The organism is Paenibacillus barcinonensis (assembly GCF_003217495.1).
GTDB classification, from domain to species: Bacteria; Bacillota; Bacilli; order Paenibacillales; family Paenibacillaceae; genus Paenibacillus; species Paenibacillus barcinonensis.
Genome location: NZ_QJSW01000008.1, coordinates 114,960 through 140,881 on the forward strand (window position 1 = coordinate 114,960; position 25,922 = coordinate 140,881).

23 protein-coding genes are annotated in these 25,922 nt (G+C 48.4%); 12 read left to right on the forward strand and 11 right to left on the reverse strand.

All coding sequences use genetic code 11. The features are described from left to right. Nucleotides 1–213: 213 nt before the first annotated feature. The 3 genes from DFQ00_RS14425 to DFQ00_RS14435 all read left to right on the forward strand — a co-directional run bounded on the left by DFQ00_RS14425 (nucleotide 214) and on the right by DFQ00_RS14435 (nucleotide 3,127). Nucleotides 214–657, forward strand: coding sequence for a helix-turn-helix domain-containing protein (locus tag DFQ00_RS14425; protein WP_110897180.1), 444 nt, complete (start codon nucleotides 214–216; stop codon nucleotides 655–657). 45 nt (nucleotides 658–702) lie between these two features. Then, complete coding sequence (locus DFQ00_RS14430; RefSeq protein ID WP_110897181.1) at nucleotides 703–1,119, forward strand: ImmA/IrrE family metallo-endopeptidase; 417 nt, start codon at nucleotides 703–705, stop codon at nucleotides 1,117–1,119. Between the two features lie 178 nt (nucleotides 1,120–1,297). Next, nucleotides 1,298–3,127 (forward strand): 5'-nucleotidase C-terminal domain-containing protein, encoded by a 1,830-nt coding sequence (locus DFQ00_RS14435; protein ID WP_110897182.1) that lies wholly within the window; start codon nucleotides 1,298–1,300, stop codon nucleotides 3,125–3,127. Nucleotides 3,128–3,689: 562 nt separating this feature from the next. Here DFQ00_RS14435 and DFQ00_RS14440 read toward each other — a convergent pair. Next, nucleotides 3,690–5,426: a proline--tRNA ligase gene (locus tag DFQ00_RS14440; RefSeq protein WP_110897183.1), complete on the reverse strand. Its 1,737-nt coding sequence runs from the start codon at nucleotides 5,424–5,426 to the stop codon at nucleotides 3,690–3,692. 547 nt (nucleotides 5,427–5,973) lie between these two features. Here DFQ00_RS14440 and DFQ00_RS14445 point away from each other — a divergent pair. Then, nucleotides 5,974–6,648: a 3'-5' exonuclease gene (locus DFQ00_RS14445; RefSeq protein ID WP_110897184.1), complete on the forward strand. Its 675-nt coding sequence runs from the start codon at nucleotides 5,974–5,976 to the stop codon at nucleotides 6,646–6,648. 34 nt (nucleotides 6,649–6,682) lie between these two features. Here DFQ00_RS14445 and DFQ00_RS14450 read toward each other — a convergent pair whose 3' ends face one another. From DFQ00_RS14450 to DFQ00_RS29205, 3 genes are all read right to left on the reverse strand, one after another. Then, complete coding sequence (locus DFQ00_RS14450) at nucleotides 6,683–7,762, reverse strand: helix-turn-helix transcriptional regulator (RefSeq protein ID WP_244213845.1); 1,080 nt, start codon at nucleotides 7,760–7,762, stop codon at nucleotides 6,683–6,685. Between the two features lie 50 nt (nucleotides 7,763–7,812). Continuing rightward, the gene (locus tag DFQ00_RS14455) at nucleotides 7,813–8,517 is read right to left on the reverse strand and encodes a hypothetical protein (protein ID WP_110897186.1); all 705 of its coding nucleotides are present in this window, start codon (nucleotides 8,515–8,517) and stop codon (nucleotides 7,813–7,815) included. A 207-nt stretch (nucleotides 8,518–8,724) separates the two neighbouring features. After that, complete coding sequence (locus DFQ00_RS29205; protein ID WP_167433732.1) at nucleotides 8,725–8,892, reverse strand: hypothetical protein; 168 nt, start codon at nucleotides 8,890–8,892, stop codon at nucleotides 8,725–8,727. A gap of 328 nt (nucleotides 8,893–9,220) precedes the next feature. Between DFQ00_RS29205 and DFQ00_RS14460 the strand changes: the two genes are divergently transcribed. The 7 genes from DFQ00_RS14460 (at nucleotide 9,221) to DFQ00_RS14490 (ending at nucleotide 14,970) form a co-directional block, all read left to right on the forward strand. Next, nucleotides 9,221–9,676 (forward strand): hypothetical protein, encoded by a 456-nt coding sequence (locus tag DFQ00_RS14460; protein ID WP_110897187.1) that lies wholly within the window; start codon nucleotides 9,221–9,223, stop codon nucleotides 9,674–9,676. An 18-nt stretch (nucleotides 9,677–9,694) separates the two neighbouring features. Further along, nucleotides 9,695–10,399 carry an AIM24 family protein gene (locus tag DFQ00_RS14465; protein ID WP_110897188.1) on the forward strand — a complete coding sequence of 235 codons (705 nt, stop codon included), beginning with the start codon at nucleotides 9,695–9,697 and terminating at the stop codon, nucleotides 10,397–10,399. Between the two features lie 417 nt (nucleotides 10,400–10,816). After that, nucleotides 10,817–11,509, forward strand: a complete 693-nt coding sequence (gene queC / locus DFQ00_RS14470; protein ID WP_110897301.1) for a 7-cyano-7-deazaguanine synthase QueC — start codon at nucleotides 10,817–10,819, stop codon at nucleotides 11,507–11,509. Then, nucleotides 11,506–11,997: a 6-carboxytetrahydropterin synthase QueD gene (gene queD / locus DFQ00_RS14475; RefSeq protein ID WP_110897189.1), complete on the forward strand. Its 492-nt coding sequence runs from the start codon at nucleotides 11,506–11,508 to the stop codon at nucleotides 11,995–11,997. The genes queC and queD overlap by 4 nt, the downstream gene beginning before the upstream one ends. Beyond that, nucleotides 11,990–12,784, forward strand: a complete 795-nt coding sequence (gene queE / locus DFQ00_RS14480; protein ID WP_110897190.1) for a 7-carboxy-7-deazaguanine synthase QueE — start codon at nucleotides 11,990–11,992, stop codon at nucleotides 12,782–12,784. The genes queD and queE overlap by 8 nt, the downstream gene beginning before the upstream one ends. A 116-nt stretch (nucleotides 12,785–12,900) precedes the next feature. After that, the gene (gene queF, locus DFQ00_RS14485; RefSeq protein ID WP_110897191.1) at nucleotides 12,901–13,392 is read left to right on the forward strand and encodes a preQ(1) synthase; all 492 of its coding nucleotides are present in this window, start codon (nucleotides 12,901–12,903) and stop codon (nucleotides 13,390–13,392) included. A gap of 303 nt (nucleotides 13,393–13,695) precedes the next feature. Further along, nucleotides 13,696–14,970, forward strand: coding sequence for an MFS transporter (locus tag DFQ00_RS14490; RefSeq protein WP_174812245.1), 1,275 nt, complete (start codon nucleotides 13,696–13,698; stop codon nucleotides 14,968–14,970). A 107-nt stretch (nucleotides 14,971–15,077) separates the two neighbouring features. Here DFQ00_RS14490 and DFQ00_RS14495 read toward each other — a convergent pair whose 3' ends face one another. From DFQ00_RS14495 to DFQ00_RS14510, 4 genes are all read right to left on the reverse strand, one after another. After that, the gene (locus DFQ00_RS14495) at nucleotides 15,078–16,478 is read right to left on the reverse strand and encodes an MFS transporter (protein ID WP_167433733.1); all 1,401 of its coding nucleotides are present in this window, start codon (nucleotides 16,476–16,478) and stop codon (nucleotides 15,078–15,080) included. Between the two features lie 222 nt (nucleotides 16,479–16,700). Continuing rightward, a complete protein-coding gene (locus tag DFQ00_RS14500; protein WP_110897193.1) occupies nucleotides 16,701–17,867 on the reverse strand; it encodes a hypothetical protein in 1,167 nt (388 codons plus the stop codon). Nucleotides 17,868–17,916: 49 nt separating this feature from the next. Then, nucleotides 17,917–19,137 carry a metal-dependent hydrolase family protein gene (locus tag DFQ00_RS14505; protein ID WP_110897194.1) on the reverse strand — a complete coding sequence of 407 codons (1,221 nt, stop codon included), beginning with the start codon at nucleotides 19,135–19,137 and terminating at the stop codon, nucleotides 17,917–17,919. Between the two features lie 15 nt (nucleotides 19,138–19,152). Beyond that, a complete protein-coding gene (locus tag DFQ00_RS14510) occupies nucleotides 19,153–20,211 on the reverse strand; it encodes a Glu/Leu/Phe/Val family dehydrogenase (protein ID WP_110897195.1) in 1,059 nt (352 codons plus the stop codon). Between the two features lie 194 nt (nucleotides 20,212–20,405). On the opposite strand from DFQ00_RS14510, the gene DFQ00_RS14515 reads away from it, so the two are divergent. After that, nucleotides 20,406–22,457 carry a helix-turn-helix domain-containing protein gene (locus tag DFQ00_RS14515; protein ID WP_110897196.1) on the forward strand — a complete coding sequence of 684 codons (2,052 nt, stop codon included), beginning with the start codon at nucleotides 20,406–20,408 and terminating at the stop codon, nucleotides 22,455–22,457. A 348-nt stretch (nucleotides 22,458–22,805) separates the two neighbouring features. Here DFQ00_RS14515 and DFQ00_RS14520 read toward each other — a convergent pair whose 3' ends face one another. From DFQ00_RS14520 to DFQ00_RS29210, 3 genes are all read right to left on the reverse strand, one after another. Continuing rightward, on the reverse strand, nucleotides 22,806–23,651 hold the full coding sequence (locus DFQ00_RS14520) for an EcsC family protein (RefSeq protein WP_110897197.1): 846 nt from the start codon (nucleotides 23,649–23,651) through the stop codon (nucleotides 22,806–22,808). Between the two features lie 539 nt (nucleotides 23,652–24,190). After that, a complete protein-coding gene (locus tag DFQ00_RS14525; RefSeq protein WP_110897198.1) occupies nucleotides 24,191–25,171 on the reverse strand; it encodes a glycoside hydrolase family 43 protein in 981 nt (326 codons plus the stop codon). A 335-nt stretch (nucleotides 25,172–25,506) separates the two neighbouring features. Beyond that, nucleotides 25,507–25,653 (reverse strand): hypothetical protein, encoded by a 147-nt coding sequence (locus DFQ00_RS29210; protein ID WP_167433734.1) that lies wholly within the window; start codon nucleotides 25,651–25,653, stop codon nucleotides 25,507–25,509. Nucleotides 25,654–25,922: the final 269 nt, after the last annotated feature.

The window sequence follows — 25,922 nt, forward strand, 5'->3', positions numbered from 1 at the left end:
TTTAGAGCAGCACTTTAACGAAGAGGACAGAACAAACCGGAAGAAGCGAAGCGTTCGCCTTTATCCTCTGACTTCTCCCTTAGGAGAAAATTCATCAGAAATCTGGGGATAACAGCGATCGGAAGGTTGTTCTGGCAGCGGAGTGTTCTGTGCAGCACCATTTTCTTATTTCATAATGACAAGCACTTGTGACGAGTCGAAGGAGTGGCATGAATTGTGGAGCACGCTTTTGGTCCTTATATGAAACAGCTGCGCGAACAGCAAGGATTCAGCATCAACCAGCTCGCCGAAGCAGCCGGAATAAGCAATTCACAGATTTCACGCATTGAAAATGGTGTGCGCGGAGTGCCTAAACCGGCAACAATCCGCAAGATTGCTGATGCACTCCATGTGCCGTATACGGACATGATGAAACAAGCCGGATATATTGAAACGGCGAATACTGCGTCTCATCAGGACGTGCCGGAATGGGCGACGTACAAAGACCGACGGGATTTCAAACGAATGCTGGAGGACGAAGATGACCTGATGTTTGACGGTATACCGCTGGATGAAGAGGACAAGAAACGAATCAAGGATGTGCTTACAGGCTTATTCTGGGAAGCCAAACAGATGAATAAACGCAAAAAGCCAGGCGAACCGGACCCGCGCTCATGAGACCAAGACGCGAGCTCAACTTACTGAAATTGCAGGTGAGATTATATGGATGACATCGTAACCAAGCTGATTCGCAAACACCGAACTAATTGTCCGTTCAGCATTGCCCGCGCTGTAGGTATACAGATTCGGTTCACCAATCTGGGACAATCGACCAAGGGGCTGTATTTCCGTAAGCTTCGCCGCAGATTTATCGTCATACACAATGACTTGCCCCCTGAATGGCAGCGTTTTGTGTGCGCGCATGAGCTAGGTCATGACAGGCTGCACAAGGGAATCAATCGTTTCTTTCTGGAGGAGCATTCCTATTTCGCCCCTGGCAAGCTGGAAAGACAGGCAAACCGTTTTGCCATTCAGCTATTGACGTCTGGTGTCATGCCAGAGCCAGACGAATCACTGGAGAAATTTTGCTTGCGCACCGGATTGCCGCGTGAAGCGCAGCATTTTTTTTACAACAAATAAGAACATACGTTCTTTACAAGGTGATGCAGCTCTTTTTTTCCAGAGACCTAATTGTATGTCACTTTCAGGTCACTTATTTTTACGTGAATTACGAGATTTCCTCATTATAGTCTGCTAAAATACTACATGAGCTGTGTAAATGCTCTAATAGATTACTATTTTGGGAGGTTTCGGTTTGATGAAAAACTGGAAAAGCGTTGTTTCACTTCTGTTAACGGCTTGTTTACTGTTCGGCAGTGTAGGCATTGCGACAGCAGCAGCAGATACCACCTCAGGCACAGGCACAGGCAAACACATCACTATACTACATACCAATGACATGCATGCTCGTGCAGTGGAGCAATCACCTGCCATGGGATTTGCCAAAGTCGCAGGCATCGTTGATAAATACCGCAGTCAGAATCCAAATACACTCCTGCTTGATGCAGGGGATGCAGTACATGGAACTACATTTGCAACTCTCGTTCGAGGTGAAAGTGTTGTCAAAGTCATGAACGAAATGGGCTACCAAGCCATGGTGCCCGGAAATCATGAATTCAACTACGGCTCTGATCGTCTGCTCGAGCTGGCAAAAATGATGAAATTCCCGATGCTCAGCGCTAACGTGAAGAAAAAGGACGGAACTCGCCTCTTTGAGCCGTATGTTATCAAAGAAGTAGACGGTGTGAAGGTTGGTATCATTGCGCTGACAACGCCGGAAACGATGTACAAAACAAACCCCAAAAATGTAGAAGGTCTGGAGATTACTGACCCTTCTGCAGAAGCCAAAACACTAGTGAATGAAATTCGCAGCAAAGTGGATGTTGTTGTTGTTCTTGGACATCTTGGACAAGATGCCTCCAGTACCGATACCAGCTTCAAGGTTGTCAAAGACGTGCCAGGGATTGATGTGTTCATCGACGGACACAGTCACACGGTATTGAAAACCGGTATTGTGTCAGAGCACGGCACGTTGATAGCAAGCGCAGGAGAATATACTAATTATGTAGGGGTCATTGACCTGTGGATAGACGGCGGCAAAGTGACTAAGAAAGCAGCCACCCTTGTCGATGAAACCCAGGCCAAAGAGATCAAACCCAACGAGAAGGTTGCAGCTCTAGTCAGCTCAATTCAAAAAGAACAAGAACCGATCCTGAAAGAAGAGGTTGCCAATACGGCTGTTCTGCTGGAGGGCAAACGTGAGCAAGTTCGTGCAGGGGAGACCAATCTGGGCGATCTGCTAGCTGATGCCATTCGTGATGTTAGCAAAGCCGATATCGCATTAACGAACGGCGGCGGCATTCGTTCTTCCATTGAAAAAGGCATCGTTACCAAAGGTGATGTGATTACCGTGCTTCCTTTTGGCAATCAAGTCGTAACGCTTGAGATCAAAGGCGCTGATGTGCTTGCGGCACTGGAAAACGGTGTGCGCTCCTACCCGGAACCAAGCGGAGGCTTCCCGCAAGTATCTGGAATCACCTTCAAGATTGATGCAGCCGCTCCAAAAGGCAGCCGTGTGCATACAGTGATGGTGGGGAATAAAGCGCTCGATCCGGCAGCTACCTATACCCTTGCCACCAATGATTTCACGGCTGTCGGCGGTGATGAATACACCATGTTTGCCAAGTATCCGGTAGCAGGCATGTATGGTGCTATGGATGAAGCTCTGATCAACTACATGCAAAAGCTTGGTGCCGTGAATATTCAGACAGACGGCCGCATCAGTGAAGGCAAAACAGCTTCCGTGGAGCCGGGAGCACCGGGTAGTGAAGCACCGATAACTGTTCCGTCACCTACACCATCGAAGCCTCAACCAGAGCAGCCTAAGCCGGAAAAACCTGTGAAGCCAGCACCGGGTAAACCATCTCCAGCTCCTGCTAAAATGCATATTGTAAAATCAGGAGAATCCCTATACTCGATCTCCAAGCAATATGGCACAACGTGGCAGACACTGCAAAAGCTGAACCACATCAAAAATCCAAACCGGATCTATCCAGGTCAAACGTTGACATTGCCGACGGCTTCATAATCAGCAACGTAACATACGTTAACCAAACCAATCAAGGGAGTCTCTCGGCCAGAATAATCTGGATAAGAGACTCCCTTGTCTTCTTGATGCTAGCTGTAACGTTCTCGTTGATTTTTGATGCGCTCTCTACGGTTGCAGACATTGTCAAAAATAAATCCCTTGCAACCCTCAGCCTCGCACTTTCAAGCTATCTCCACTACCCTGAACTATAAGCATTTTGCTAACAACATCGGTATTCATACCGTTTGCCATTCAGGAAGGCTGCAACATTTTTTGCGCTGGTTTTGCGTAAAAACACATGGAAGGCTGTAATCTTTGTGCTTTGTTTATGCTCAAAAGAGCTTTAGCTAAAATGTTGATCCTTCAATCTTGATTATAGTTACTTCGTATGATCAATTGCTCAACATCCATTCATTTGTGTACCCAAAGTCCTCACATTTCAGTAAAAACAATGACTTTGACACCTTAAAAGGCCGTTCGACATAATATGCAGTCCTATAATATACACCTATGTCATCCCTTATCATGCCGATCTCGGGCTGAGCAACTCTATATCTTTATCTTATCTCTGCTGGACTTGTTCGATGACATAAGTTATCGCTTCCTGTGCTGTCAACTGGATTCGACTTGTTTCACCGGATGCAGCAAGCTTGTGTGAGCCCAATTCCACTTGCGCTTCGCCCGCACCTCTGCCAACGACGATATGCACCGGCAGTCCAATTAACTCGGCATCTTTGAATTTTACACCCGGACGCTCATCCCGATCATCGACGAGCACACGTAAGCCGCGATCCAATAACTGCTGCTCCAGTTCAAGCACAAGCTTCTGCTGCTGCTCGTCCTTCCAGCTTACAGGAATCAGATGAACATCATACGGTGCTACGGATGCGGGCCATCGAATGCCCGTCTCTGTAGCATGCTGCTCCGCAATCGCTGCCACCAAACGTGATACCCCAATGCCATAACATCCCATGACAGGGGCACATTGACGACCATTACGGTCGAGGAAAGAAGCCCCCATGGCATCACTGTATTTCGTGCCCAGTTTGAAAATATGCCCCACCTCGATCCCTTTAGTAAACACAAGCGGTTCGCCGCACAATGCACAATGATCTCCTGCCTCGGCAAAACGGATACGCTCTACTTGATCCAAAGCAAAATCAATTCCCGGACGTACACCTGACAGATGCATCCCGGCTTCATTCGCTCCAGTTATGGCTTGTGGCATAGCAGCTACGTCCACATCGACGATCATCCGTACTCCCAGCCCCACGGGTCCAAGATAACCAACGGTGAGCTGAGCCTGCGAGGCGAGTGCTTCATCATCAGCAAGAACCAGTTCTTCTGCTCCAAGCACCTGCTTCAAGGCAATTTCATTCAGCTCATGATCCCCGCGTACAAGTGCCGCAACCAGCTGACCATCGGCCAGGTAGAGCAAAGTTTTGATCATCTGTTCTGCCTTCTTATTCAGGAAAGAGCTTAACTCGGCAATCGTGCGAACATCTGGTGTAGCAATTCGCGATACTTCAGCCCCCATGCCTGCTCCCTCTGCTTGGATATACTCGACAGACGAGGAAGATTGAAATGCCGCCTTCTCCAGATTCGCAGCGTACCCACAATGATTGCATGTGACAATCGTATCTTCCCCTACATCAGCAAGGGCCATGAACTCATGGGTCTCTCCTTGTCCCCCAATGGTCCCGGCGTCCGCCTCCACCCGAAGATAATTCAGACCGCAGCGCTCCAGAATGCGGCAGTATGCTGTATTCATCGCCTGATAGGTACGATCCAGTTCATCCCAGTCTGCTGCGAAGGAATAAGCATCCTTCATGATAAATTCACGTCCACGCAGCAGCCCAAACCGCGGGCGACGCTCGTCTCGAAACTTGGTGCCAATCTGATACAGCGTAAACGGCAGCTTGCGATACGAATTAACTTCATCCCGCGCCAGTGCTGTAACGACCTCCTCATGCGTTGGCCCAAGCGCAAATTCCCTGGTATGCCGATCCTTCAATCGCATCAGCTCGGGGCCGTACTGTGTATATCTGCCAGACTCTTCCCATAATTCGGCTGGCTGCATGACGGGTAGCAGCACCTCCTGACATCCGGCACGATCCATCTCTTCCCGCACGATTCGCTCCACGTTCAGCAGCACTCGGCGACCTAGCGGCAAATAACTGTATATGCCTGCCGCTAACTGCCGAATCATACCTGATCGAAGCAGCAAGCGGTGTCCAGCTGCATCGGCCTCCGCTGGAGCTTCACGTAGTGTAGGAACAAGCAATTGACTTTGACGCATTTTAGAAAACACTCCTTATTGTTCGGATGGATATGGCCTGAGCATATCGGCTTAAACAGCAAAAAGACACATTCGTCAAGGGACGAATGTGTCGTGGTACCACCCTTATTTAACTGCATACCTGTCTGCTTCATGCACCGCATGATGATATACAGTCCTATGGAGCATAACGGGCCCTTCCGGCGCAGGTTGCAGTCCGTTAATACATGGACATTCCCCTTCGCAGCTAACGAGGGAGGAATTGCGCAGCAGCTACAGGAATGTTGCACCAATCCACTCCCTCTCTGGTGTAGCCAACTTGCGTAATCATGTCCTCGGTAAACGCTATTTCCATTTTTGATCACATTAGAACATTTATAAGAACTTGTCAACAAATACCTATGCATCACCGGGCTTGAAACGAAATCCACAACAGTGGCTGACACGGCTCCTGGTTCACTGTAAAATAGAGAAATAACATCTCAAGGATCACACACCACACGCCCTAATGTAATCCTAATGCACGGTGCCTTAATAAAAATGTATCCTTAATAAAGGAGTTTGTCTTATGCCCTATATTATCTATGATCTTGAATTTACAGTAAGCCGCAATACTCGCTACTCATCTGAAATTATTGACATCGGTGCCGTTAAAGTAAGTGAAGACACCAACGGCGTGCTCTCCGTCACCGACACCTTTCATACCTATGTTCGGCCATCCAACAAACCCGTCCTGTCGACTGACACCGTCCAGTTCACAGGCATCACTCAGAAAGACATTGATGCAGCCCCCCTGTTCCCGGCAGCGTTAACTCAATTCATAGACTGGATGGGCACTGAACCTTACTATATGTGCTCCTGGGGACCGGATGATCGCAGCAAGCTGATCTCCCATTGCCGCACACATCAGCTGGATGTGGCCTGGATCACCAATCATAATGACTTGCAGCAGCAATGGTCGCGAGCGATGCGCAAGGAAGGCAAATTCCGTCAGCTCGGTCTAGCCCAGGCGCTTGAGCTCTGCGGTATTGAATTTGACGGTACACAGCATCGCGCACTGGATGATGCGATTAATACTGCAAAAGTGTTCATGCACCAATTTGATCAGTTTACATTGGAGCACAACTGTGCAGCCGATGATGAAGGTGTAACCTCGAAAGTGGTGTACTCCAGTGCTGCACAAGATGAGGAGAAGGAGTCGCCATTCGGCAACCTTGCCAATCTGTTCAACACAAAAGAATAGGATCACCGCCGGGGTTACTTGCTCATCATGCGTTCTATGAATCGTCGTATACCTGATGCCAGCGCCTAAGATGCTCCTTCATCAGGATACGGTAATGCTTCGGTTCAAGAATCTCGGCCTCTGGTCCATACTTGGATATCCAGCTCAGAAATTGATCAACATCGCCTAATACCGTTTCAAACAGTAGGGTACCTTCGGGCTCAATCGTCACAATGGGGGCTGCTAACAAACGCTCTTGCATCACGTGTTCCACAACCAGGGAAGAGAATCGGATTTTGACCACAGCCCCTTCCGAACTCCCTTTCATAGTTCGGGCAGTACGAAAATAGGACTGGATCAAATAATCATTTTTGCGGAAAGTGCGTGGCATCATTCGTAAATCCTGTAGTCGATTAACCTCGAACGTTCGTATTCTCTCCGATAGATGACAATAGGCTACAAGATCAAATTGATATTCCCTCGGAATTAAAAAATAAGGATCCATACGAATAATTTCCTTCTCCTCCTGAGACTGGTAGCTCCCTTCAACGCTGTTTTGTGAAATTCCGGCTTGAAGCAGCGTGATGAGGGATGAATTCGGCTCATCCCCCTGCTGATCATCCCACACATTCGTTCCCTCTCTGAACATTCCGCTGATCTGCTCTGACCATTCGACCTGATCGGTACTGTGTTTCAGACTGGAAGCAACTACTTTCTCATAAGCACTCTCGAATGCAGGCTTTAACAGCGGACGAATATCATCCATCACCTCAGCCAACTGCATGAACGCCTGTGCTTCCTCATCTGACCAATTAAGCGGATACATGGCAAAATGGCTGATAAACATGTACCCTCTTCCATGTCCCATATTGGCAATCGGGATATGCATTGCACTGAGGGCCTCCATGTCGCGGTAAATCGTCCTTTCCGTTGTCTCGCATCGCTCGGCAAGCTCACGGGCTAAAATACCAGGCTTGGCTTGTACCAGCGTGATAATGCGCATTAATCGGATTAGTCGGTCTGTCATTTTGCCAGGCCCTCCATGGTGTTGTTTCAAATCGTATGCTACAGCTCCATCCTTGACTGGTATAGTATTGATGTATACATTCGACTTGTCGCTTGACTTCACCTTCATAAAAAATATGTAAACTCGTTCCCTCTATAACGTTACCACTCGGTTTGATTTTATTCACTTAACATCGTATTCTGGCGATTATGATAACCGGTCGTAAACGTAATGCCATAGTGATAACGAAGCTTTTCGACAATCTCGGCTTCAGCGTAATAATCCAGATCCTGTTTGCGCGCAGCTTCGATTAGCAAAGCATCCGCATGACGGCGCAGCAAATCACTTCCTTCTTCAATGCGGCCTCGTTCGTAAGCACGCAAAGCCTGTTTAAGTAATGGAACCGTTTCGTTCAACTTAATCGTTTTTTCAACTTTCGGGTCCTCTGGCTGGCGAAGCATGCCCAGATGACTTGTGTACTGAATATAGAGCTGTTCTCTCCGAAGCAGCACACGTTGACTCTGCTTTAATTTGCGGGTACTCCAGTAAGCAGAGCATACAGCCGCTTTGCCTGAAAAATGAGGTCCTACAGCAAATTCAAGCAAAATTTGTTTGCTTTCCCCCTTGTATACATCTCCTAGCCGAAGGACCCAGCCAATATCCGTTTCTTTGGAACGGCATCCGTAGATGCCTTTCAATTGAACTCCATGTTCCGGTTTGAGCAAAAGCTCTAAATCTCTCGACATAATTTTGGGTGCTATTTTCCTAAGTCTTTTGGCAGGGGCTCCATACCGCCACTCTACCATCATATATACGGGATCAGCCCCCCCTGTCGGTATAGCCTCTTTATTCCACGAATAAGATACTTCAAAGACTGAGTTCACTGGTAGTCTCTCCCCCGATTTATGTGTATTATATTCTAAGTTAGCAGGGTGAATGGACACTATATTGTCACGGAACATATGTTCTTATTATTTTTTTCCATTATATTAGTTTTCCTCCCCTTAATTCGCCTAGAAGCGACATTAAACGACGAAAAAGCCTGGCCATTAGCCAAGCTTTTGACACACCTCTCTATGACAAGTCCTATCTTAAACGGCAGGAGGATTGATCTCCATTTTGTGCATGTGCTGTGCACTATCCGTTTCAATGACAGGCGCATAAGTTACACTGTCAATAATAAGTTTGCGTCCTACTGGCTCATCGTTTACCGTAATTATAATCGTTTTCGTTAAAATATTATGATTCGATGTACACATATTATTCTACTCCTTCATTTCACAAAATTCATTTAAATCAAATCTATTGGGTATAAGGCAATATATTGCATATTTATGCATAACATATACACAAAAAAAGTGTTTACTATTTTTTTATTTTTCCATTCTCACTATCGTTTATTACCCCAAAATATCTAAAGTTAAACATTTGTTTCATTTTCGATCTTTTTAGGCCCTTTCGGGTAATAATACATAATCCTCTTGAACCCTTCGTCCCGTTTTTGACGTATAATGAAAGAGCCGTAATTCAACAAATGACGACGAATTCGGCAACCGATCCATTTTACTGAAGAAAGAGGTGGTATTGATGCCAAAATCCATTCCGGGTTATGTCATTCGGGTGTTCCTCAGCACTTCTATACTTTTCATCATTATATTAGCTTCCACTGCTCATGCAGCGAGTGCCAATATATTTTCCGACATTTACAGCGGATGGGAGCGCGTCTCTGAATTGCCTGGCGAAGTAAACGCTTTGCAGGAAAGCTACAAGCAAACAATGGAGCAGTTAAATCAGACCTCTGCACAATTGGGACAAGCCCAGGCTAACGTTGAGGCCTTCAAGGCGCAGAACGAACAGCTCCTGGCCCAGAACCAGAAGCTGACCGAGATGGTCAGCAAGTTGCAACATGAACAGGATGCCAGAACCGCCACAGCACAGCGTATTCAAACGATGGTGATCACAATCGTTTCTCTCATCGTAGGTTACTTCCTTCTGATTCGTGTGATGCGTTGGGGAATGCGCCGCCGGTCAGGCCGAGTATAACAGGACAGGAGCAATGGCATGAACATACATCTGAACCATGCTGAAGCTGGCACAGCCGGACAGGTGGTTACTTTTTCACTGATACAAGACGACCGGCTTCACATTCTGCATCCGCAGCAGATCGTTGCATTTCGCGGCTCCAGCAGCAGCCGGCAGGATAAATTCATGAATATATCGGGCATATATCGCAAAAAAAAGCTGATTAAGTCGGAGATCACCGGCCCCTGTCAGTTTGTCGCCGCCCTTCCGCCTGGATTCACCATGAAAGAAGTGCAGCTAACGGAAAATAGTGATCTCCTCTATGATTTTCGCCATTTGTTCTTCTATACCGACGGTGTCACCATGCATACCAAAATTCAGAAGATCAAAAACATGCTGATTACCAGGGATGCCGTCAAGATGAAGTTCTCGGGCCAAGGCAAGATCGGACTGCTCACACAGGGTCAGGTATGCCAGCAAGAGCTTCACCCCACCGCCCCGCTCTATGTGGACGCCGGAAGCATTATAGCCTACCCGGAGAACGCTCATCTGGAGCTGACCGTATACGGGAATAATCTGGCCAGCCAGCATATGAACTATCACTGGAAAATGACAGGACACGGCTCAGTGCTCTTTCAGGCTGGACGTGAAAATTACAAGCTGCAGCAGGACGTGAACGATGAGGGCTTGTTTAAACGTATATTAAAGGAAGTTATTCCCTTCGGTAATGTAATCATTAAATAACTCCATTCACGGATTTCTAAAAAATATGCCGATCCGCCATAGATGTGGTATACTGTAGCCGGACAATTAAAGAAGAAAATCCATGCCCTGCGGCATGGGAGAGGTTCGCGAACTCCCTCTACAAGACTGGACCAGCTTATGGCACGTTACTTACTTATCGGTATGCTCAGCTTACAGTCTTGCGTACAGTTCTCCGCGGTTATATATGTGACACAGGCTTCGCGTGTTGAAGTGGTGTATATGTCTGACACGGTGTACGTAAAAAACTAAGGACACTTGCTTATAGCAGCTTTTTTGAAGCCGCTATTGAGAAGGTGTGTTTTTTGATGGATGCCAGTTCATGAACTTCTCTGTTCTTCCGACATTCCTTGCTACCGTGCAGGGGTGATCTCAAGAAGATGGAGAGGTTTTTTTATGTTGAATGAAGAAAAAGCTGTCGTTGTATTCAGCGGCGGACAGGACAGCACAACTTGTTTGTTCTGGGCGAAACAGCAATTTGCTGAAGTGGAAGTCGTTACGTTTGACTATGGTCAGCGCCATAAGCTCGAAATTGAGTGTGCCGCGGCCATTGCCAAGGATCTGGGTGTGCAGCAAACAGTACTTGATATGAGCCTGCTGAATCAGCTTGCCCCTAGCGCACTCACACGTTCCGATGTGGAAATTACCCATGAAGAAGGCGAATTGCCAAGCACCTTCGTGGATGGTCGGAACCTGCTGTTCCTTAGCTTTGCAGCCATTCTGGCTAAACAAAAAGGTGCTCGTCATCTGGTTACAGGGGTGTGCGAGACAGACTTCAGCGGGTACCCCGATTGCCGGGATTCCTTTGTGAAGTCGATGAACGTGACTCTTAATCTGTCGATGGATTATCCCTTTGTCATTCACACCCCACTGATGTGGCTGGACAAAGCAGCAACGTGGAAAATGGCGGATGAACTCGGCGCTTTTGATTATGTGCGCGAACGCACGCTCACTTGTTATAACGGTGTTATCGGTGACGGATGCGGTGAATGCCCTGCCTGCAAGCTGCGCCAAGCCGGACTAGACCGCTACGTGCAGGAACGCATGTCTGCGCTTGAAGCAGCGTCCTCCATTGGAGTGGATGTACGATGAGAGAGCCTGGAACGTTTCGAATCGTTGAACGGTTGCAGCGCATTGATCAGGATATTCTGCCCTCACAGCTGAGATATCATCGCAGACGTGTGCTGGTCAGCAAGGAGTTCACGTTTGATGCAGCGCATCATCTGCACTGTTATGAAGGCAAGTGTAAAAACTTGCACGGGCATACGTATAAGGTGGTTTTTGGCATCAGCGGTTATCCGGGTGACACCGGGCTGACGGTTGATTTTGGACATATCAAGGACATCTGGAAAAGCCGGATTGAAGGTTATCTGGATCACCAATATTTGAATGAGACTTTACCTTTAATGAATACTACGGCTGAAAATATGGTGGTCTGGCTGTTTGAGCAGATGGAACAGGCTTTACAGACCGAGCCATACGCAGGACTTACCGAAGGCGCTCGCACGGAATTCGTGCGGCTCTTCGAAACCCCGACCAGTTATGCCGAGGCCAGACGGGAGTGGATGATCCATGAGTAGTGTACAAGATCAGAAGCAGACCGGATCGGCTGCAGCGCATAATCCAGCTCCTGCCGGGCAAGCACGTATCCCGGTGATGGAGGTGTTTGGTCCGACCGTCCAGGGCGAAGGCATGGTGATCGGACAAAAAACGATGTTTGTGCGCACCGCGGGCTGCGATTATCGCTGCTCCTGGTGCGACTCCGCCTTTACCTGGGACGGCAGCGGCAAGGACCAGATTCGCATGCTGACGCCGGAGGCGGTATGGGATGAATTGCGCCGCCTGGGCGGTACGCGTTTCTCCCATGTGACCCTCTCCGGCGGCAACCCCGCCCTGCTGGCATCGCTGGGCGGGCTGGTTGCCCTGCTGCGGGAGAACGGCGTCCGCACCGCGGTCGAGACGCAGGGCTCACGCTGGCAGCCATGGCTGGCGGACATTGACGAGGTCACTGTCTCGCCCAAGCCACCCAGCTCGGGCATGGACACCGACTGGGCCGTGCTCGATGAGGTGATGGGCCGCCTGGCTGCTGGCCCGGCCAATCAAAGCCATAGTCTGAAGATCGTAATCTTCGATCAGACCGATCTGGACTATGCCCGCCGTGTGCATACACGGTATCCGGGCACGGCTTTATTTTTACAAACGGGAAACCCGGATGTTGCTTCAGTCGATACGCCTGATCTGGCAGCTTCCCTTCTCGCCCGTTACGAGTGGCTGATTGATCAGATCAGTGCGTCGGATGATTTAAATAATGTGCGCGTGCTTCCACAGCTTCATACGCTGGTGTGGGGCAATAAACGCGGTGTCTAAATCGTTAGTACAGGCCGCATCGCCTGTTATATATACAAAATCTATATAAGATTTATACCAGATTATATTGCTGCGAAGCCTGAGACTTCGACAGATCAAGGAGTGTTTACGAAACCATGAGACAACCTGACGAGATGCAAGATGTAACATTGCTGGGCAACCAGAATGTGAAATATACGTTTGAATATGATCCGGGCATACTGGAAAGCTTTGATAACAAGCACCCGTACCGTGATTATTTTGTCAAATTCAACTGCCCGGAGTTCACCAGCCTGTGCCCGATTACGGGTCAGCCGGACTTTGCAACGATCTACATCAGCTATATTCCCGATATCAAAATGGTGGAAAGCAAGTCGCTCAAGCTGTACCTGTTCAGCTTCCGCAACCATGGTGATTTTCACGAGGACTGCGTGAACATTATTATGAACGATCTGATCAAGCTGATGGACCCGCGCTTCATCGAAGTCTGGGGCAAATTCACCCCGCGCGGTGGCATCTCCATCGACCCTTACACGAACTACGGCAAGCCGGGAACGAAATACGAGCAGATGGCCGAGCATCGCATGATGAATCATGACATGAACCCGGAGACGATTGATAATCGTTAAGTGTTCAGGAGGGTGAACGCTGTGGACAAATAATCGAAATAGGCTACTCCCTTACTGATATGCTCCCATCATAGTAGACAGTAGAAAAAAACAAAACTCTACTTCTACCGTGATGGGATTTTTTGTAACGTCCAAAAAAAGCCCCATTTCATATGAAATCAGGCCATTCTGTTGTTGTAACGTTCTCCGCTGTTCCCCTTGTCGCTTCCTTCAATCTATCCTATTATGTAACAATATGCTTAATTGCATAGAATCTAACAACAGGCGCTGATCCCTCGTGACCGCGACCAAAGGAGAACTGATATGTCCACTCAACCTACCTTAGCCAAGGATGCCGCTGCGCGTTCGATGGCTCCACCCGGATTGGATGCCCAAGGCACCGTATACCGGATTCTCATCGCCATCAGTCTGGTGCATCTGTTTAATGATTCCATTCAGTCTGTTATTCCGGCGATCTTCCCCATTTTAAAAGATTCCATGCACCTTACCTACACACAGATCGGCTGGATTGCGTTTGCGATTAACTTTACCGCATCCATTATGCAGCCAGTCGTTGGCTGGTTTGCCGATAAAAAACCGACCCCGTCGATCCTCCCGATTGGCATGGGCTTTACGTTTACTGGCATGCTGCTGTTAGCCTTTGCTGACAGCTATACGATGGTGCTCATCTCCGTCATATTTGTCGGTCTCGGCTCTGCTGCCTTCCATCCAGAAGGCTCCAGAGTATCTCACATGGCTGCCGGACAACGTCGCGGGCTGGCTCAATCCATCTTCCAGGTAGGCGGCAACGCCGGGCAATCTCTCGCTCCCCTGCTGACACGCTGGATTTTCATCCCGTTTGGTCTGTTCGGGGCCATCGGCTTCACCGGGATTGCAGCGATGGGCATCGCTATTCAGCTTTATGTTGCCCGGTGGTACGGAAGGATGCTGAACTCGGGCGCATACCTGCGGAAACAGGCAGCCGCTCGCCGTGCTCCGAATCCAGCCCTGCGCAAAAAAATTGCAGCGGCGATTACCCTCCTGATTCTGCTCGTATTTGTTCGATCATGGTATGTTTCATTGATCGGTAGCTTCTACGCATTTCACCTGAAGGAAGCATTTGCATTATCTACCGAGGACGCGCAGATTTATATTTTCCTATTTCTCGCGGCGGGCGCACTGGGCACCTTCTTTGGCGGCCCGCTCGCAGATCGCTTCGGTAAACGCAACATGATCTTCCTATCTATGGCAGGAGCTGCACCGCTGGCACTGCTCCTGCCTTATGCCAATCTGTTCTGGACGGGCGTGCTGCTGACGATAATCGGTTTTATTATGTTATCCAGCTTCTCGGTAACGGTTGTATATGCGCAGATGCTTATTCCCGGCAAGATCGGAACCGTCTCGGGTCTCATCACCGGCCTTGCTTTTGGAATGGGGGGCTTGGGCGCGCTCGTGCTGGGCAGCTGGATTGACGCCATCGGCGTATCACCTGTGATGCAGCTGTGCAGCTTCCTTCCGTTGATCGGTATTTTCACGTTTCTGCTGCCATCCGATAAGCTGCTCAATCGCTGGGCACAGGAAAACGGCAGTGAGGAGTAAATAAACACGCTTCAGTCTCTCTGATGCACCAAAAAAAGGTTCCTGCTCGTACGGTTTACCGACGAGTAGGAACCTTTTGTTCTTTCCTTTTTGCTCATATCAACTGCCTAGGCCGTTTGTTGTCTGCTCCAGCCTCGCCATCCTGCCAGAATAAGTATGATGAATAGCACCGCAAAACAATCAAACGCTCTCTGTAATCCAAACCACTGAGTCATCAGGCCAAGACCAATAGCAGGCAATACAACGCCAAGATATGTTCCGACATAAAATAAAGAAAGAACATCTGCGCGCCACTCATCCGAGGTCGTCTCATTCACAAGAGCCAGGCTGCCTGCATAGAGCGGTCCATATCCCATCCCTACACAGACAATAGACGCACTCAAGCAAATCAGTGATCCAGTATGCACCGTGACAACTAGCAGCAGTAGCCCTAATCCGATCAGAATTGTGCCGAACAGGCCCATGCTACGCAGCTTCCAGCGTGCACTTCTGAATTGGGCTATGGCAGCAATGATTAATACGATAGCTACAATAAGCCCGGACAGGACATAGCTTGTTTGTCCGATCCATTCATTTAAATACATCGGAATTGTCGAGCCATACAGGCTCGTAATTCCCCATGCTACGAATGATGACAGCACGGCAACGCTAAATGTTTTTGTTCCCGAGCGCGGAAGCGTCGGCAGATGAAGCTTATACCCGGAAGCCCTTCCTGATAATTCAGCGCGGGAGCTAATGAGACACACGAGGCCAGGAATCATAAGCAATAAATGAATGAAATAAGGCAGCTGTGTAGGATAAGGAGCGTACTGCGCCAGGATGCCCCCCATCATCGGCCCTAGAGCATTGCCGGCCGTCACGGCGATAGCACCCACCATGGCGGCCTGCCTTCGATTCTGCTGTGGATGTAGTCGGGTCAGAGCAGCAACCGTAACGCCGTTGAATATGCCCACGGATATCCCCTGCAGAACTCTGGCGACGACAAGCATCGGGTAACTCGTAGCAAACAGAAGGCAGAGTGTGCCTGACATCGCGATCATCATGCCGGGCACAAGAAATCTGCGAAAACCGCCACCGGGTAACAGCTGCCCAGTGATCACAATTGACGGAATCAGAGCAATTGCATAAGCGGCAAAGGCAATGGACAACATGCCGGGTGTAAGATGCCACTGCTGCTTATATAATGCGTAGATGGGAGAAACAAGATTAAGACCCATTACTGCAATAAACAAGCCATATGCGGCTGACCAATAGGAGAAGCGCTTCGAGCGTGTGCGCACCTTGTCCAGCCGGATGACATCCGGTAGCTGCTGTAACGAATATGAGATTTTCTTCATGCCTTCTTCGTCCATTTCAGCCTGAATACGTACGCGGGACACATGCCGCTCTCGCGATCTTACCGTTGCAATATGATCAATATTTATTCCCAGACCAGCAAAGAGATTGGATATGCGCGCCAGCACTCCGGGGTGATTGCTCACCGTCACCGACAAGACACACTCTCCCATGACCTCTCCCTCCCTTGAAGAACCGCCTGCTTCTGAACAGGCGGACTTGTAATTTAGACATGATTTGCGATGATGCTTTGGATGATATTGTGCCAGCATTTCTTTATATTGGGAAAACACCCTGCCTTGGAACAAAAATTCAGCACAATCCGCTTCCATCAGCGTTTTCAGACACGCCCTAGTTTAGATACCTTAATCCCCATCCATTTTTTGTTCCTGCCATCACAGTGTGTTCACCAGGATCGAGGCCACAAAGATAGATGCTGTAGTTACGGTAGTAAAGCCTCCAACAAGCATCGGTGTGAGAATTTCATCCAGAATGACTTTGCGTTCTTCCTCATCTTCTGTAACCGAGCGACTGACTTCCTCACAAATGATATAATCGCCGGGAAAACCAAACATAGCTGTCAATGCTACAGGAATGCCTTTGAGCGGGTCCCATTTGAGTACCTTCGAAGCTACATAGCCACCAATAATGATACCTACGGCCGCGATTACAATGATTAGCAATACGGGTCCAAGGGATTGAATTAGTGCATCATACGTCACTCCACCTGCACTGGACATCACCACAACGATCAAGCCTACCATTGCTGCACCTGTTGTGCCTGCCTTGTCCATGATACGAGCCGGGAATATGCCTGCCATATGTCCCAGAATACCCAGCAGCAATGCCCAGATGCTGTAGTTGATTGAAGTTAGACTATTCAGCAGCACGGCCAGACTACCTGCAAAGAAGAGCAGGAATAGCAAAATTGGCGGCGTTTGGAAACGACTGGGTAGCAGCGATTTGGTTGTATTAACCGCGTGAGGATCAGAGCTGCCAAGGGAAGTTTTATTTTCAAAAAAGCCTTGTCCCTTCATCTTCAAAACATATCTGCGTAACAGATTTGTAGCGATTGGCATACCGAAGAGAGAATGAATCGCCATAATAACGGCTGGTATTGTAATCAGATACGCAAGATTTAACTCCTGCAGCTTCTGCGTTGTAATGAGATAAGACAGGATGCCACCTACAACCGGGCTTGCTCCCGATACCGCTACAGCATATCCATAGATCGGGGAAACGATGAGCAAAATGAGCACAGTACCCATTACTGTTGCGAACAACGAAATCAGTATGGCCTTGTACTGTGATCGAATCAGCTTAAGCGGGATCAGTGTTCCCATATGAACGACTAGCGGTGCGACCATCAGACTCCCGAATGCGGTCAGGGCAGAACTTTTGACAATACCCTCCGGGAAAAATCCAGCCCAGCTAAGCAGCAGGAATCCGACCAGAATGATAAGTAACGAAGGAATACGCGCTCTGGACCATACAGAAACTAACTCACCTACGGCCAGAAGAAGTAATAAGATGGCGGCTACAAAAATCGGCTGACTAAACATGTGGTTTCCCCCGTTCTCGTGTAAAAAAATGCATTGACTCGCTCTTATATCATTTTAAACGTTCACCTTCAAGATACACTTGCTCTATATTGCTGCTTGTCTGTAGCAGTGTAATATCTGACAACGGATTCGCTCCGAGTACAATAATATCGGCCAATTTACCCGCCTCAATAGTGCCAATCTGCTCGCTCATCTGCATCGCAGCTGCGGCGGAACGAGTTGCAGCCACGATCGCTTCCATCGGTGTGAAGCCAACATCGTTCACAAGCAATTCGAGCTCCAGTGCATTCCCTCCATGCTCTACCGGAGCACATGAACAGAAATCCGTACCTGAAGCAATGATGACTCCGGCCTTGTGAGCTGTAATCATATGCTCGATATGCTCCTGATACACAAGCTGTGCCTTGCGAATGCCGAATTCGGGCACCCCGAATTTATGTCCTTCCTGAATGATCCGATGAACAATGGATAACGTCGGCACAAGCACTGCCTTTTGCTCCAGCATCAGTTCAATACCACGTTCATCAATGTAGATCCCGTGTTCAATCGTTTTGACTCCCGCCACCAATGCATTAATGATCCCCTGTGTGCCTTGGGCATGTGCCGCGACATAGGATTGAACTGACTCCGCTTCATATACGATGGCTTTAAGCTCATCGAGACGAAACTGTGACCAGCGCGGATCGTCCTTCTCGGAGAGCACACCACCGGTAGAACACACCTTGAGGAAGTCGGCCCCTTCACGAAACTGCGTACGCGCCGTCTTGATACACTCATCCACTCCATCACAGGTTGTGAAAATGTTCATTTCACTCGGGAGCATATGAATATCTGCATGCCCACCCGTCTGACTCAACATGTGGCGGGAGGTTTTGATGCGTGGCCCTTTCACGACACCTTCCTTCATCAACTCACGAATAAATACAGCAACATGACTGCCGACATCCCTTACCGTTGTAAAGCCGGCCTGAATGAGCTTGGGCAGATCCTGCATGGCACGTCCCATCTGCATTTCGCTCGGCTCCAGAGCGACTTGTGCCATATTCAGTGATTTGGGACCATGAATATGGACGTGGGCATCAATCATGCCCGGCATGATCGTTTTACCCTGAAGCTCAACCACTTCTGCTCCCTCAGGTACGACAAAGCCGCTGATCGGGCCTGCATATGTGATCCTTTTCCCCTCAATAAAAACTCCACTATTCTCCAGCGGTTCTCCACCATTGCCATCAATAAGCGTCGCTCCGGTTAACCAGATTCGTTTCTCCATTTCACAGCTTCCCTTCTATGCAGTAATCGTTTGCTTTTTATATTGTTCAATTCGACGAATCGCGAGCATGTCTGCTGCCCGAAATGCAGGAAGCTCCTGTTGTCTCGCCAGTTCAAAAATGGCACCCAGCTGCTCATAAATTTTTCCTACATTATTTAACGCTCGTTCTCGTTGATAGCCTTGTAATTCATCAGCCACATTGATAAGTCCGCCGGAGTTAACAACATAGTCGGGAGCATAAAGAATCCCACGTTCATGCAACAGATCGCCATGGCGTTCTTCCTGAAGCTGGTTATTGGCAGCACCGGCAATGATTCGCGCCTGTAACAGCTGAATGGTATCGTCATTCAAAATGCCACCCATCGCACAAGGTGCAAATACATCACATGGCACTGTATAAATCTCGTGAACCCCTACTGCAACGGCATTGTAATCTCGGACAGCCCGGTCCACATGCTCTTGAACCACATCGGTGACGATAAGCTCGGCACCCGCCTCTTTCAGAAAACCACATAAATGATAAGCTACACTGCCAACTCCCTGTACAGCCACCACTTTATTAGATAAATCAGGAGAACCATAGACTTCATTCGCTGCCGCACGAATTCCTTGGAACACACCGTATGCAGTAACCGGTGAAGGATTGCCACTGCTTCCGAATTCAGGAGATACCCCTGTCACATAGCGAGTCTCCTGATGAATATAGTCCATGTCCGTTACGGTTGTGCCGACATCCTCGGCTGTAATATACCGTCCCTGAAGTGTATTCACGTATTTGCCAAATGCACGGAACAACGCTTCACTTTTATCTTTCTTGGGATCACCTATAATGACAGCCTTGCCCCCGCCAAGATTAAGACCGGCCGCAGCCGCTTTGTATGTCATCCCTCGAGCGAGACGAACAACATCTTCCAACGCTTCTTCCTCCGAAGCATAAGGGTACATGCGTGTTCCCCCCAGTGCAGGTCCGAGTGTAGTATCATGAATAGCAATGATGGCCCTGAGACCCGATTGCTTGTCCTGACAATACACTAATTGTTCTACGCCATAATTATCTAATAATGTGAATGTCATGTCTGTTTCCCCCAGTCATTTACGTCAGGTATATTGACATTATAAAAATCATCCCTATTGAAGTCATTAGAGAAGCATTGCTTCTTTTCAATAAAAATATGTGACTTCCCACAATTGACATCCATTTTCTATTTCAATGGAGATTTTAATATGTTAACTTATATAACAAATTCATCAGATAAGAGTTGATTGATATGAATACATTGGTGGAATGGTTGAGAGCTACATGGGGGACAGCTGCCGTCCAAATCTGGAGACGCGATAAGTATGATCGGCAGTGGAGATGCTGGTATCCATCGCTGGACCAGGAGGCTGGTAATCCGCCTCCGCTCTGGCTGGATGATGAATGTGAGGATGCAGCTTTGGGGTCTACGAACAACATACAAACACTTTCCTTCTCCATTGAGCTACTGGATCATTGCGATATCAAAGTGGCCTTACCCGAAGGAATTCGTGCTTCAACGGATCAAGGCTTGCTACTGGAATATGTGATTCGAGATACACTCATGCAGGAACAGATCACGATTGAACGTGCGCATCATGAACGCTGGCTGGGAGGGCTACGAGAATTGACCAGCTCTCTTGATCTGAATAACTTATTGTTCAAAATATTGGAGAACTCACTCAAGGTCATTCCCGCGGCTTCCAATGCGTTGTTTATGATGATTGACCCTGATACCCGGAAATGGGTGCCCAAGGCCCAGATCGGATTCAAGGATTCCATCTACCGAATAACCTCGGATATTGAGGAAGGAATTACAGGGGCCGTTTATCGGGAAGGCAAGGGTAAAATCTATGAAGACAATACGCTCAAGTTTGAAGAAACCGTTCGTAAGCTGAGTCTGGAGAATGCCAGTATTTTCGCAGAATCAAGCCACTACAGCGGGTTTGCCAAAAGAACGATTGCCGTGCCTGTTACGATGAACAAGGACCGTATTGGCGTTATGCTTGTGTATCAATACAAAGATACCAAGCTATTGAATGAAAGCGATCTGATCAAGCTTCAAGGCTTCGCTGATCAGGCTGCTATAGCAATCTCCAATGCACGTATGGTTAATGAGCTTGTTGAAACCAACGGATATCTGGTCATCCGAAACGAAATTCATAATCTATTCACTCAACTGTCCATGGATAACCGCTCCTTGCCGGAAATGATTCAGGCGGTGGAAAAAAATATAGGTTTGCCTACCCGCTTCGTCGATCTCACCAAACAAGAGTGGTACCCTGTACAGCATAAAGTACCCTTCTCCGCTTCAGAGCTGGATCAGACCTTAGGCAAAAATCTGGCTCCCGTCACACTTGATTCGGATGGGGAAGTTCCTTATTATATTTTCCCTGTTCATAACGGTCCTGTGCTGGCTGGCTGCTTTGTGGTACAGCTAAATCGTCCGCTGCGTGCACTAGACTATGATATTCTGGAGCAGGGAAGTGCTGTCGTCATGCTGCAGTTGATGAACACCTACTCCATGACTGAGATGGTGTATCGACGGAGAAGGGATTTCTTCGAAGAGCTCATTCAGTATCGGGAGCCTGCTGAGCTTGCTGATAAGATGCAGCGCTTTGGTTTGTCTAGTCAAAAGCCTATGTTTGTCTGTCTCTTGCATCTGGCGGAAAATGTTCAGGACTTAAAGGAAAGCAACATCCTTATGCAACGTTTGATTGCTCTTATTGAAAAAGAACTTTCCGGTGAAAGCGTCCTGTTATTCAGTTCACATGACAAGGTTACACTCTTGATTCAGGCGCACCAGGCACGCATTCAGCATCAACTCGCAGGCAAGTTGAAAAGCCTGCTCAAGCAAGACGCTAACTCAGGTCTCCCTCTTTTATATGGAGGCATTGGGGGACTATACTCCGGCTTGGAGCATGTAGCCAGAAGTCATGAGGAGGCGTCACGCACACTGCTGTTCCTCCGCAAAAGTCAGCGCACAGGTATTATGCAATATGAGGAGATTGGTATTAATCGGCTGTTTCTACAACAGGATATGAAAGAGATCGAAAGCTACATTCATGATGTGCTATCCCCACTGCGCAGTTATAAATATCAGGCAGAGGAGCTTGAGCTGACACTACGTGTATATATGGAAAATAACCGTTCCATGTCGCTCACAGCAGAACAGCTTCATATTCATCCCAACACGTTGTACACACGGCTACGTAAATTAGAGGAGATTCTGGCACTGGATTTGAATGATAGCGAGGACTGGATGAAGGTGTATCTTGCTTGTCATTTAAGTAAAATTTATTAGGCGACGATCGAGCTATTCAGCTTCCTGTCGCCGAACCAGTTCATTTCAATTTTTATTAGGGAAGAGGTTCAGAGGGGTAGCTGGTGTAATCCTCATTTTTTCACATGTGCTGGGTGTACAGATTGACTGGAATGGTATCACCGTTTTAGAGCATAGGTCAATGGAACGTCTTAAAGGAATTATTATTCTCTATGATATTAAATGTGACAGGCTCCTGTCGTTCTGAATGATACGAGCTGCAGGAGCCATGATGATGGTGAATGGTGACAGGATATATCTATATTGTTAACTGTTCATACATTCGTACCTATCCACATGAACATGTATCGAGCAACATCAGCCTAGGATCTATTTTAAACGTTGCAGAATCAAACGTTTTTTGTATAGCATTTTCCCCACCTCAGCCACGTCCTGAATCGTATTTTTGTTGCTGACTGAGCCAAAAATCATACCCGCCACAGGCACCAGCTGGAACAGCTTCTTCCAGCCAAACGACTCGCTATACGAATTAAACACCTCACGCCACCCCTGCATTTGGGATACCACCTCGACCAGCTTATCCGGGTTGTCGTAATCCGCCAGTTCTTCAATAATCGCTTTTTTGCCCACAATATCTGCGGAAGAGAACTGCAGACATTTCACAATAAAGATGCGCTCCAGCGGATCATCGGGATCAAAGCCGTAACATAGCGCCATCTCCTGCAGTACTTTCAGCGAAAGTCCCATAACGATTGGAATATCGGCTGCAATGGTGACTATTCCACCAAATCCCGTTGCGGCTCCTTGTGCCGCAGCAAACTTGCTTCGACTGTCGGTAATGTTATCCGCTACGCGGTCCAGCACCTCCATCGGTAATTTTTCCACACTATACATTTTGGCCGTTATCTCCGCTTCTGCATCCTGCTCCAAGCGGTAGCCGTAATCTGTCAACCCGTAACCTGCTCGCTCAGCCTCCTCTTGCAAAAGCTTGGCTACTTTTTTCTTCTGTACAAGAAACTTGCCACCCGTCTGAAGGTATTGACCCACGTCGTTCAAGGACTCACCAATCTTCTGCTTTAACGCCTTCGGCATCGCTTTATCCAGCATGACAAACGGCAAACGCCCGATTTTATCCCAAATGAAGAGATCCTTTTGTTCCTTCTCCCACTTTATAATTTGTGCAAGTTCCCGATCCAGTGTCTCGCGTGATTCCATCTATGTTCCTCCTAGCAGGCTGTAATGGTATATCCCTCAATATTGAATACTGCTGCCTTGCCTATGCCTTCTCACCTTAACGTATCCTAACCGAAGCGCTACATCAGACTGAAAACAAACCTGTTTCATCCAGCGATCTCAGGTGAGCTTATTGGACCCGTATCCTGCTTTCTCCTATTCTAACGATTATCAGAAACCTTATATCACTGAACACACGCAGCAAACGCCCATTTGTACATCACATTTCACAAATAAGCTTTCTTGAGTTCATTAGAAATAAGCTTTCTTGAGTTCATTAGAAAATAAAATTGTATGAAATTTCCTAAATAACGTTTCTGGAGATCGTTAAACATGTATCCATCTAGGTAACTGTGCATGAGTCAGCATAACTTGTTTTGAATTCATTTTTGATGTAATTGTATACGTGACTCTCTGCTTTCGGTTGCTTTCCTTGGAACACACTTAACAAAAAGAGCCTTTCGTCAGCATCGTCTGCTAACAAAAGACTCTCATCATGTATCCGATATGCAAAAAAGAAGCTACTTCACCTCTGCCACGGCTTGACCATCAGGAACGGGAACACCAAAGTTCGGCGTACCATCTTCGTTCCAATGAATAACCTGGGCACGAGCATGACGGTTCGGATCGTAAAGCGGATCTCCCTCAATCTCTTTGTAGTTGCGCGCATGGTAGATGAGGATATCGGTGCTACCGTCGGGAGACACGGTAAAGCTGTTGTGTCCGGGGCCGTACTGCCCGTTCACTTCACAGGTCTCGAACACCGGCTCAGGAGACTTCACCCAGCTTGCAGGGTCAAGCAGATTCGCATCTTCATCTGCGGTAAGCAGACCTATGCAGTAATGATGATCGGTGGCACTGGCTGAGTAACTGATAAACAGACGACCATTCCGATGCAGCACCGCTGCACCTTCATTGACTTTAAAGCCAATAATCTCCCAATCGTACTCCGGCGTAGCAATCATTATCTGCTCTCCGCGCAGTGTCCACGGATTTTCCATTTCACTGATGTACAGGTTGGAATTACCGTCAATGCTCGGGTCCTTCTGTGCCCATACCAGATAACGTGTGCCTTTATGCTCGAAGGTTGTAGCATCCAGCGCAAAGCTCTCCCATCGGGTTCGAATCTGGCCTTTTTCCTCCCATTGCCCTTCAAGCGGGTTAGCTGCATCATTTTCCAGCACGTACATGCGATGATCGAACAAACCGTCGTTAGTCTCGCTGGTATGAGCCGCCGCGAAGTATATGTACCATTTGCCATTCATAAAATGAATCTCCGGTGCCCAGATGTTCGCGCTCATCAGTCCTGTTTCACGCTTCGCCCAGGCAGTCACTGGCTCAGCCGCTTTCAAGCCCTCCAGCGTCTCGGCACGCCGAATTTCAATTCGGTCAAAGGCCGGCACGGAAGCGGAAAAATAATAATACCCGTCTGTATGACGGTACACCCAGGGATCAGCACGCTGCTCCAGCATAGGATTAGTGAATGTTGTGGTGTTGGTCATGAGAATATAAACCCCTTTCATATGTGTGTGTATGGCTTGAATCTATGATGTGTGTGGTGCGCTTGCGAAAGATGAGCAGCAGATGCAGAGGGGCACTGCAGACGTTCGCGGGTGGTAGGGCCTTGGTGCTCTCCTTGTCCTCCGATTTCTTCATTCACCGCTCCCAGCGGTGGAAATCGGAGGACAAACTCGCACACGCGGCTCCTTCCTCCCTCTCACTGCTTGTGCCCCCAGTTCGTCGGCAGCTCGCGATTTTTTCGCTCGCTGGCTCACATCGGGCTTCGAGCCTTTAGGCTGGCTCGATTGCTTAGGATGTTGACCATCGCTTGGCTCGGTCAACTCTTCTTGCGCATGCGCTGGGCTGACGCCGCTTGGGGCACTGCTGACGTTCGCGGGTGGTAGGGCCTTGGTCGCTCTCCTTGTCCTCCGATTTCTTCATTCACCGCTCCCAGCGGTGGAAATCGGATGACAAACTCGCACACGCGGCTCCTTCCTCCCTCTCACTGCTTGTGCCCCAGTTCGTCGGCAGCTCGCGATTTTTTCGCTCGCTGGCTCACATCGGGCTTCGAGCCTTTAGGCTGGCTCGATTGCTTAGGATGTTGACCATCGCTTGGCTCGGTCAACTCTTCTTGCGCATGCGCTGGGCTGACGCCGCTTGGGGCACTGCTGACGTTCGCGGGTGGTAGGGCCTTGGTCGCTCTCCTTGTCCTCCGATTTCTTCATTCACCGCTCCCAGCGGTGGAAATCGGAG

Excerpts from the sequence above, each read along its gene's own strand:
- DFQ00_RS14430 (WP_110897181.1), top strand. The coding sequence starts at position 703 with ATGGATGACATCGTAACCAAGCTGATTCGCAAACACCGAACTAATTGT.
- DFQ00_RS14435 (WP_110897182.1), top strand. The coding sequence starts at position 1,298 with ATGAAAAACTGGAAAAGCGTTGTTTCACTTCTGTTAACGGCTTGTTTA.
- DFQ00_RS14440 (WP_110897183.1), bottom strand. The coding sequence starts at position 5,426 with ATGCGTCAAAGTCAATTGCTTGTTCCTACACTACGTGAAGCTCCAGCG.
- DFQ00_RS14445 (WP_110897184.1), top strand. The coding sequence starts at position 5,974 with ATGCCCTATATTATCTATGATCTTGAATTTACAGTAAGCCGCAATACT.
- DFQ00_RS14450 (WP_244213845.1), bottom strand. The coding sequence starts at position 7,762 with ATGAAGGTGAAGTCAAGCGACAAGTCGAATGTATACATCAATACTATA.
- DFQ00_RS29205 (WP_167433732.1), bottom strand. The coding sequence starts at position 8,892 with ATGTGTACATCGAATCATAATATTTTAACGAAAACGATTATAATTACG.
- DFQ00_RS14460 (WP_110897187.1), top strand. The coding sequence starts at position 9,221 with ATGCCAAAATCCATTCCGGGTTATGTCATTCGGGTGTTCCTCAGCACT.
- DFQ00_RS14465 (WP_110897188.1), top strand. The coding sequence starts at position 9,695 with ATGAACATACATCTGAACCATGCTGAAGCTGGCACAGCCGGACAGGTG.
- queD (WP_110897189.1), top strand. The coding sequence starts at position 11,506 with ATGAGAGAGCCTGGAACGTTTCGAATCGTTGAACGGTTGCAGCGCATT.
- queE (WP_110897190.1), top strand. The coding sequence starts at position 11,990 with ATGAGTAGTGTACAAGATCAGAAGCAGACCGGATCGGCTGCAGCGCAT.
- queF (WP_110897191.1), top strand. The coding sequence starts at position 12,901 with ATGAGACAACCTGACGAGATGCAAGATGTAACATTGCTGGGCAACCAG.
- DFQ00_RS14490 (WP_174812245.1), top strand. The coding sequence starts at position 13,696 with ATGTCCACTCAACCTACCTTAGCCAAGGATGCCGCTGCGCGTTCGATG.
- DFQ00_RS14495 (WP_167433733.1), bottom strand. The coding sequence starts at position 16,478 with ATGGGAGAGTGTGTCTTGTCGGTGACGGTGAGCAATCACCCCGGAGTG.
- DFQ00_RS14500 (WP_110897193.1), bottom strand. The coding sequence starts at position 17,867 with ATGTTTAGTCAGCCGATTTTTGTAGCCGCCATCTTATTACTTCTTCTG.
- DFQ00_RS14505 (WP_110897194.1), bottom strand. The coding sequence starts at position 19,137 with ATGGAGAAACGAATCTGGTTAACCGGAGCGACGCTTATTGATGGCAAT.
- DFQ00_RS14510 (WP_110897195.1), bottom strand. The coding sequence starts at position 20,211 with ATGACATTCACATTATTAGATAATTATGGCGTAGAACAATTAGTGTAT.
- DFQ00_RS14515 (WP_110897196.1), top strand. The coding sequence starts at position 20,406 with ATGAATACATTGGTGGAATGGTTGAGAGCTACATGGGGGACAGCTGCC.
- DFQ00_RS14520 (WP_110897197.1), bottom strand. The coding sequence starts at position 23,651 with ATGGAATCACGCGAGACACTGGATCGGGAACTTGCACAAATTATAAAG.
- DFQ00_RS14525 (WP_110897198.1), bottom strand. The coding sequence starts at position 25,171 with ATGACCAACACCACAACATTCACTAATCCTATGCTGGAGCAGCGTGCT.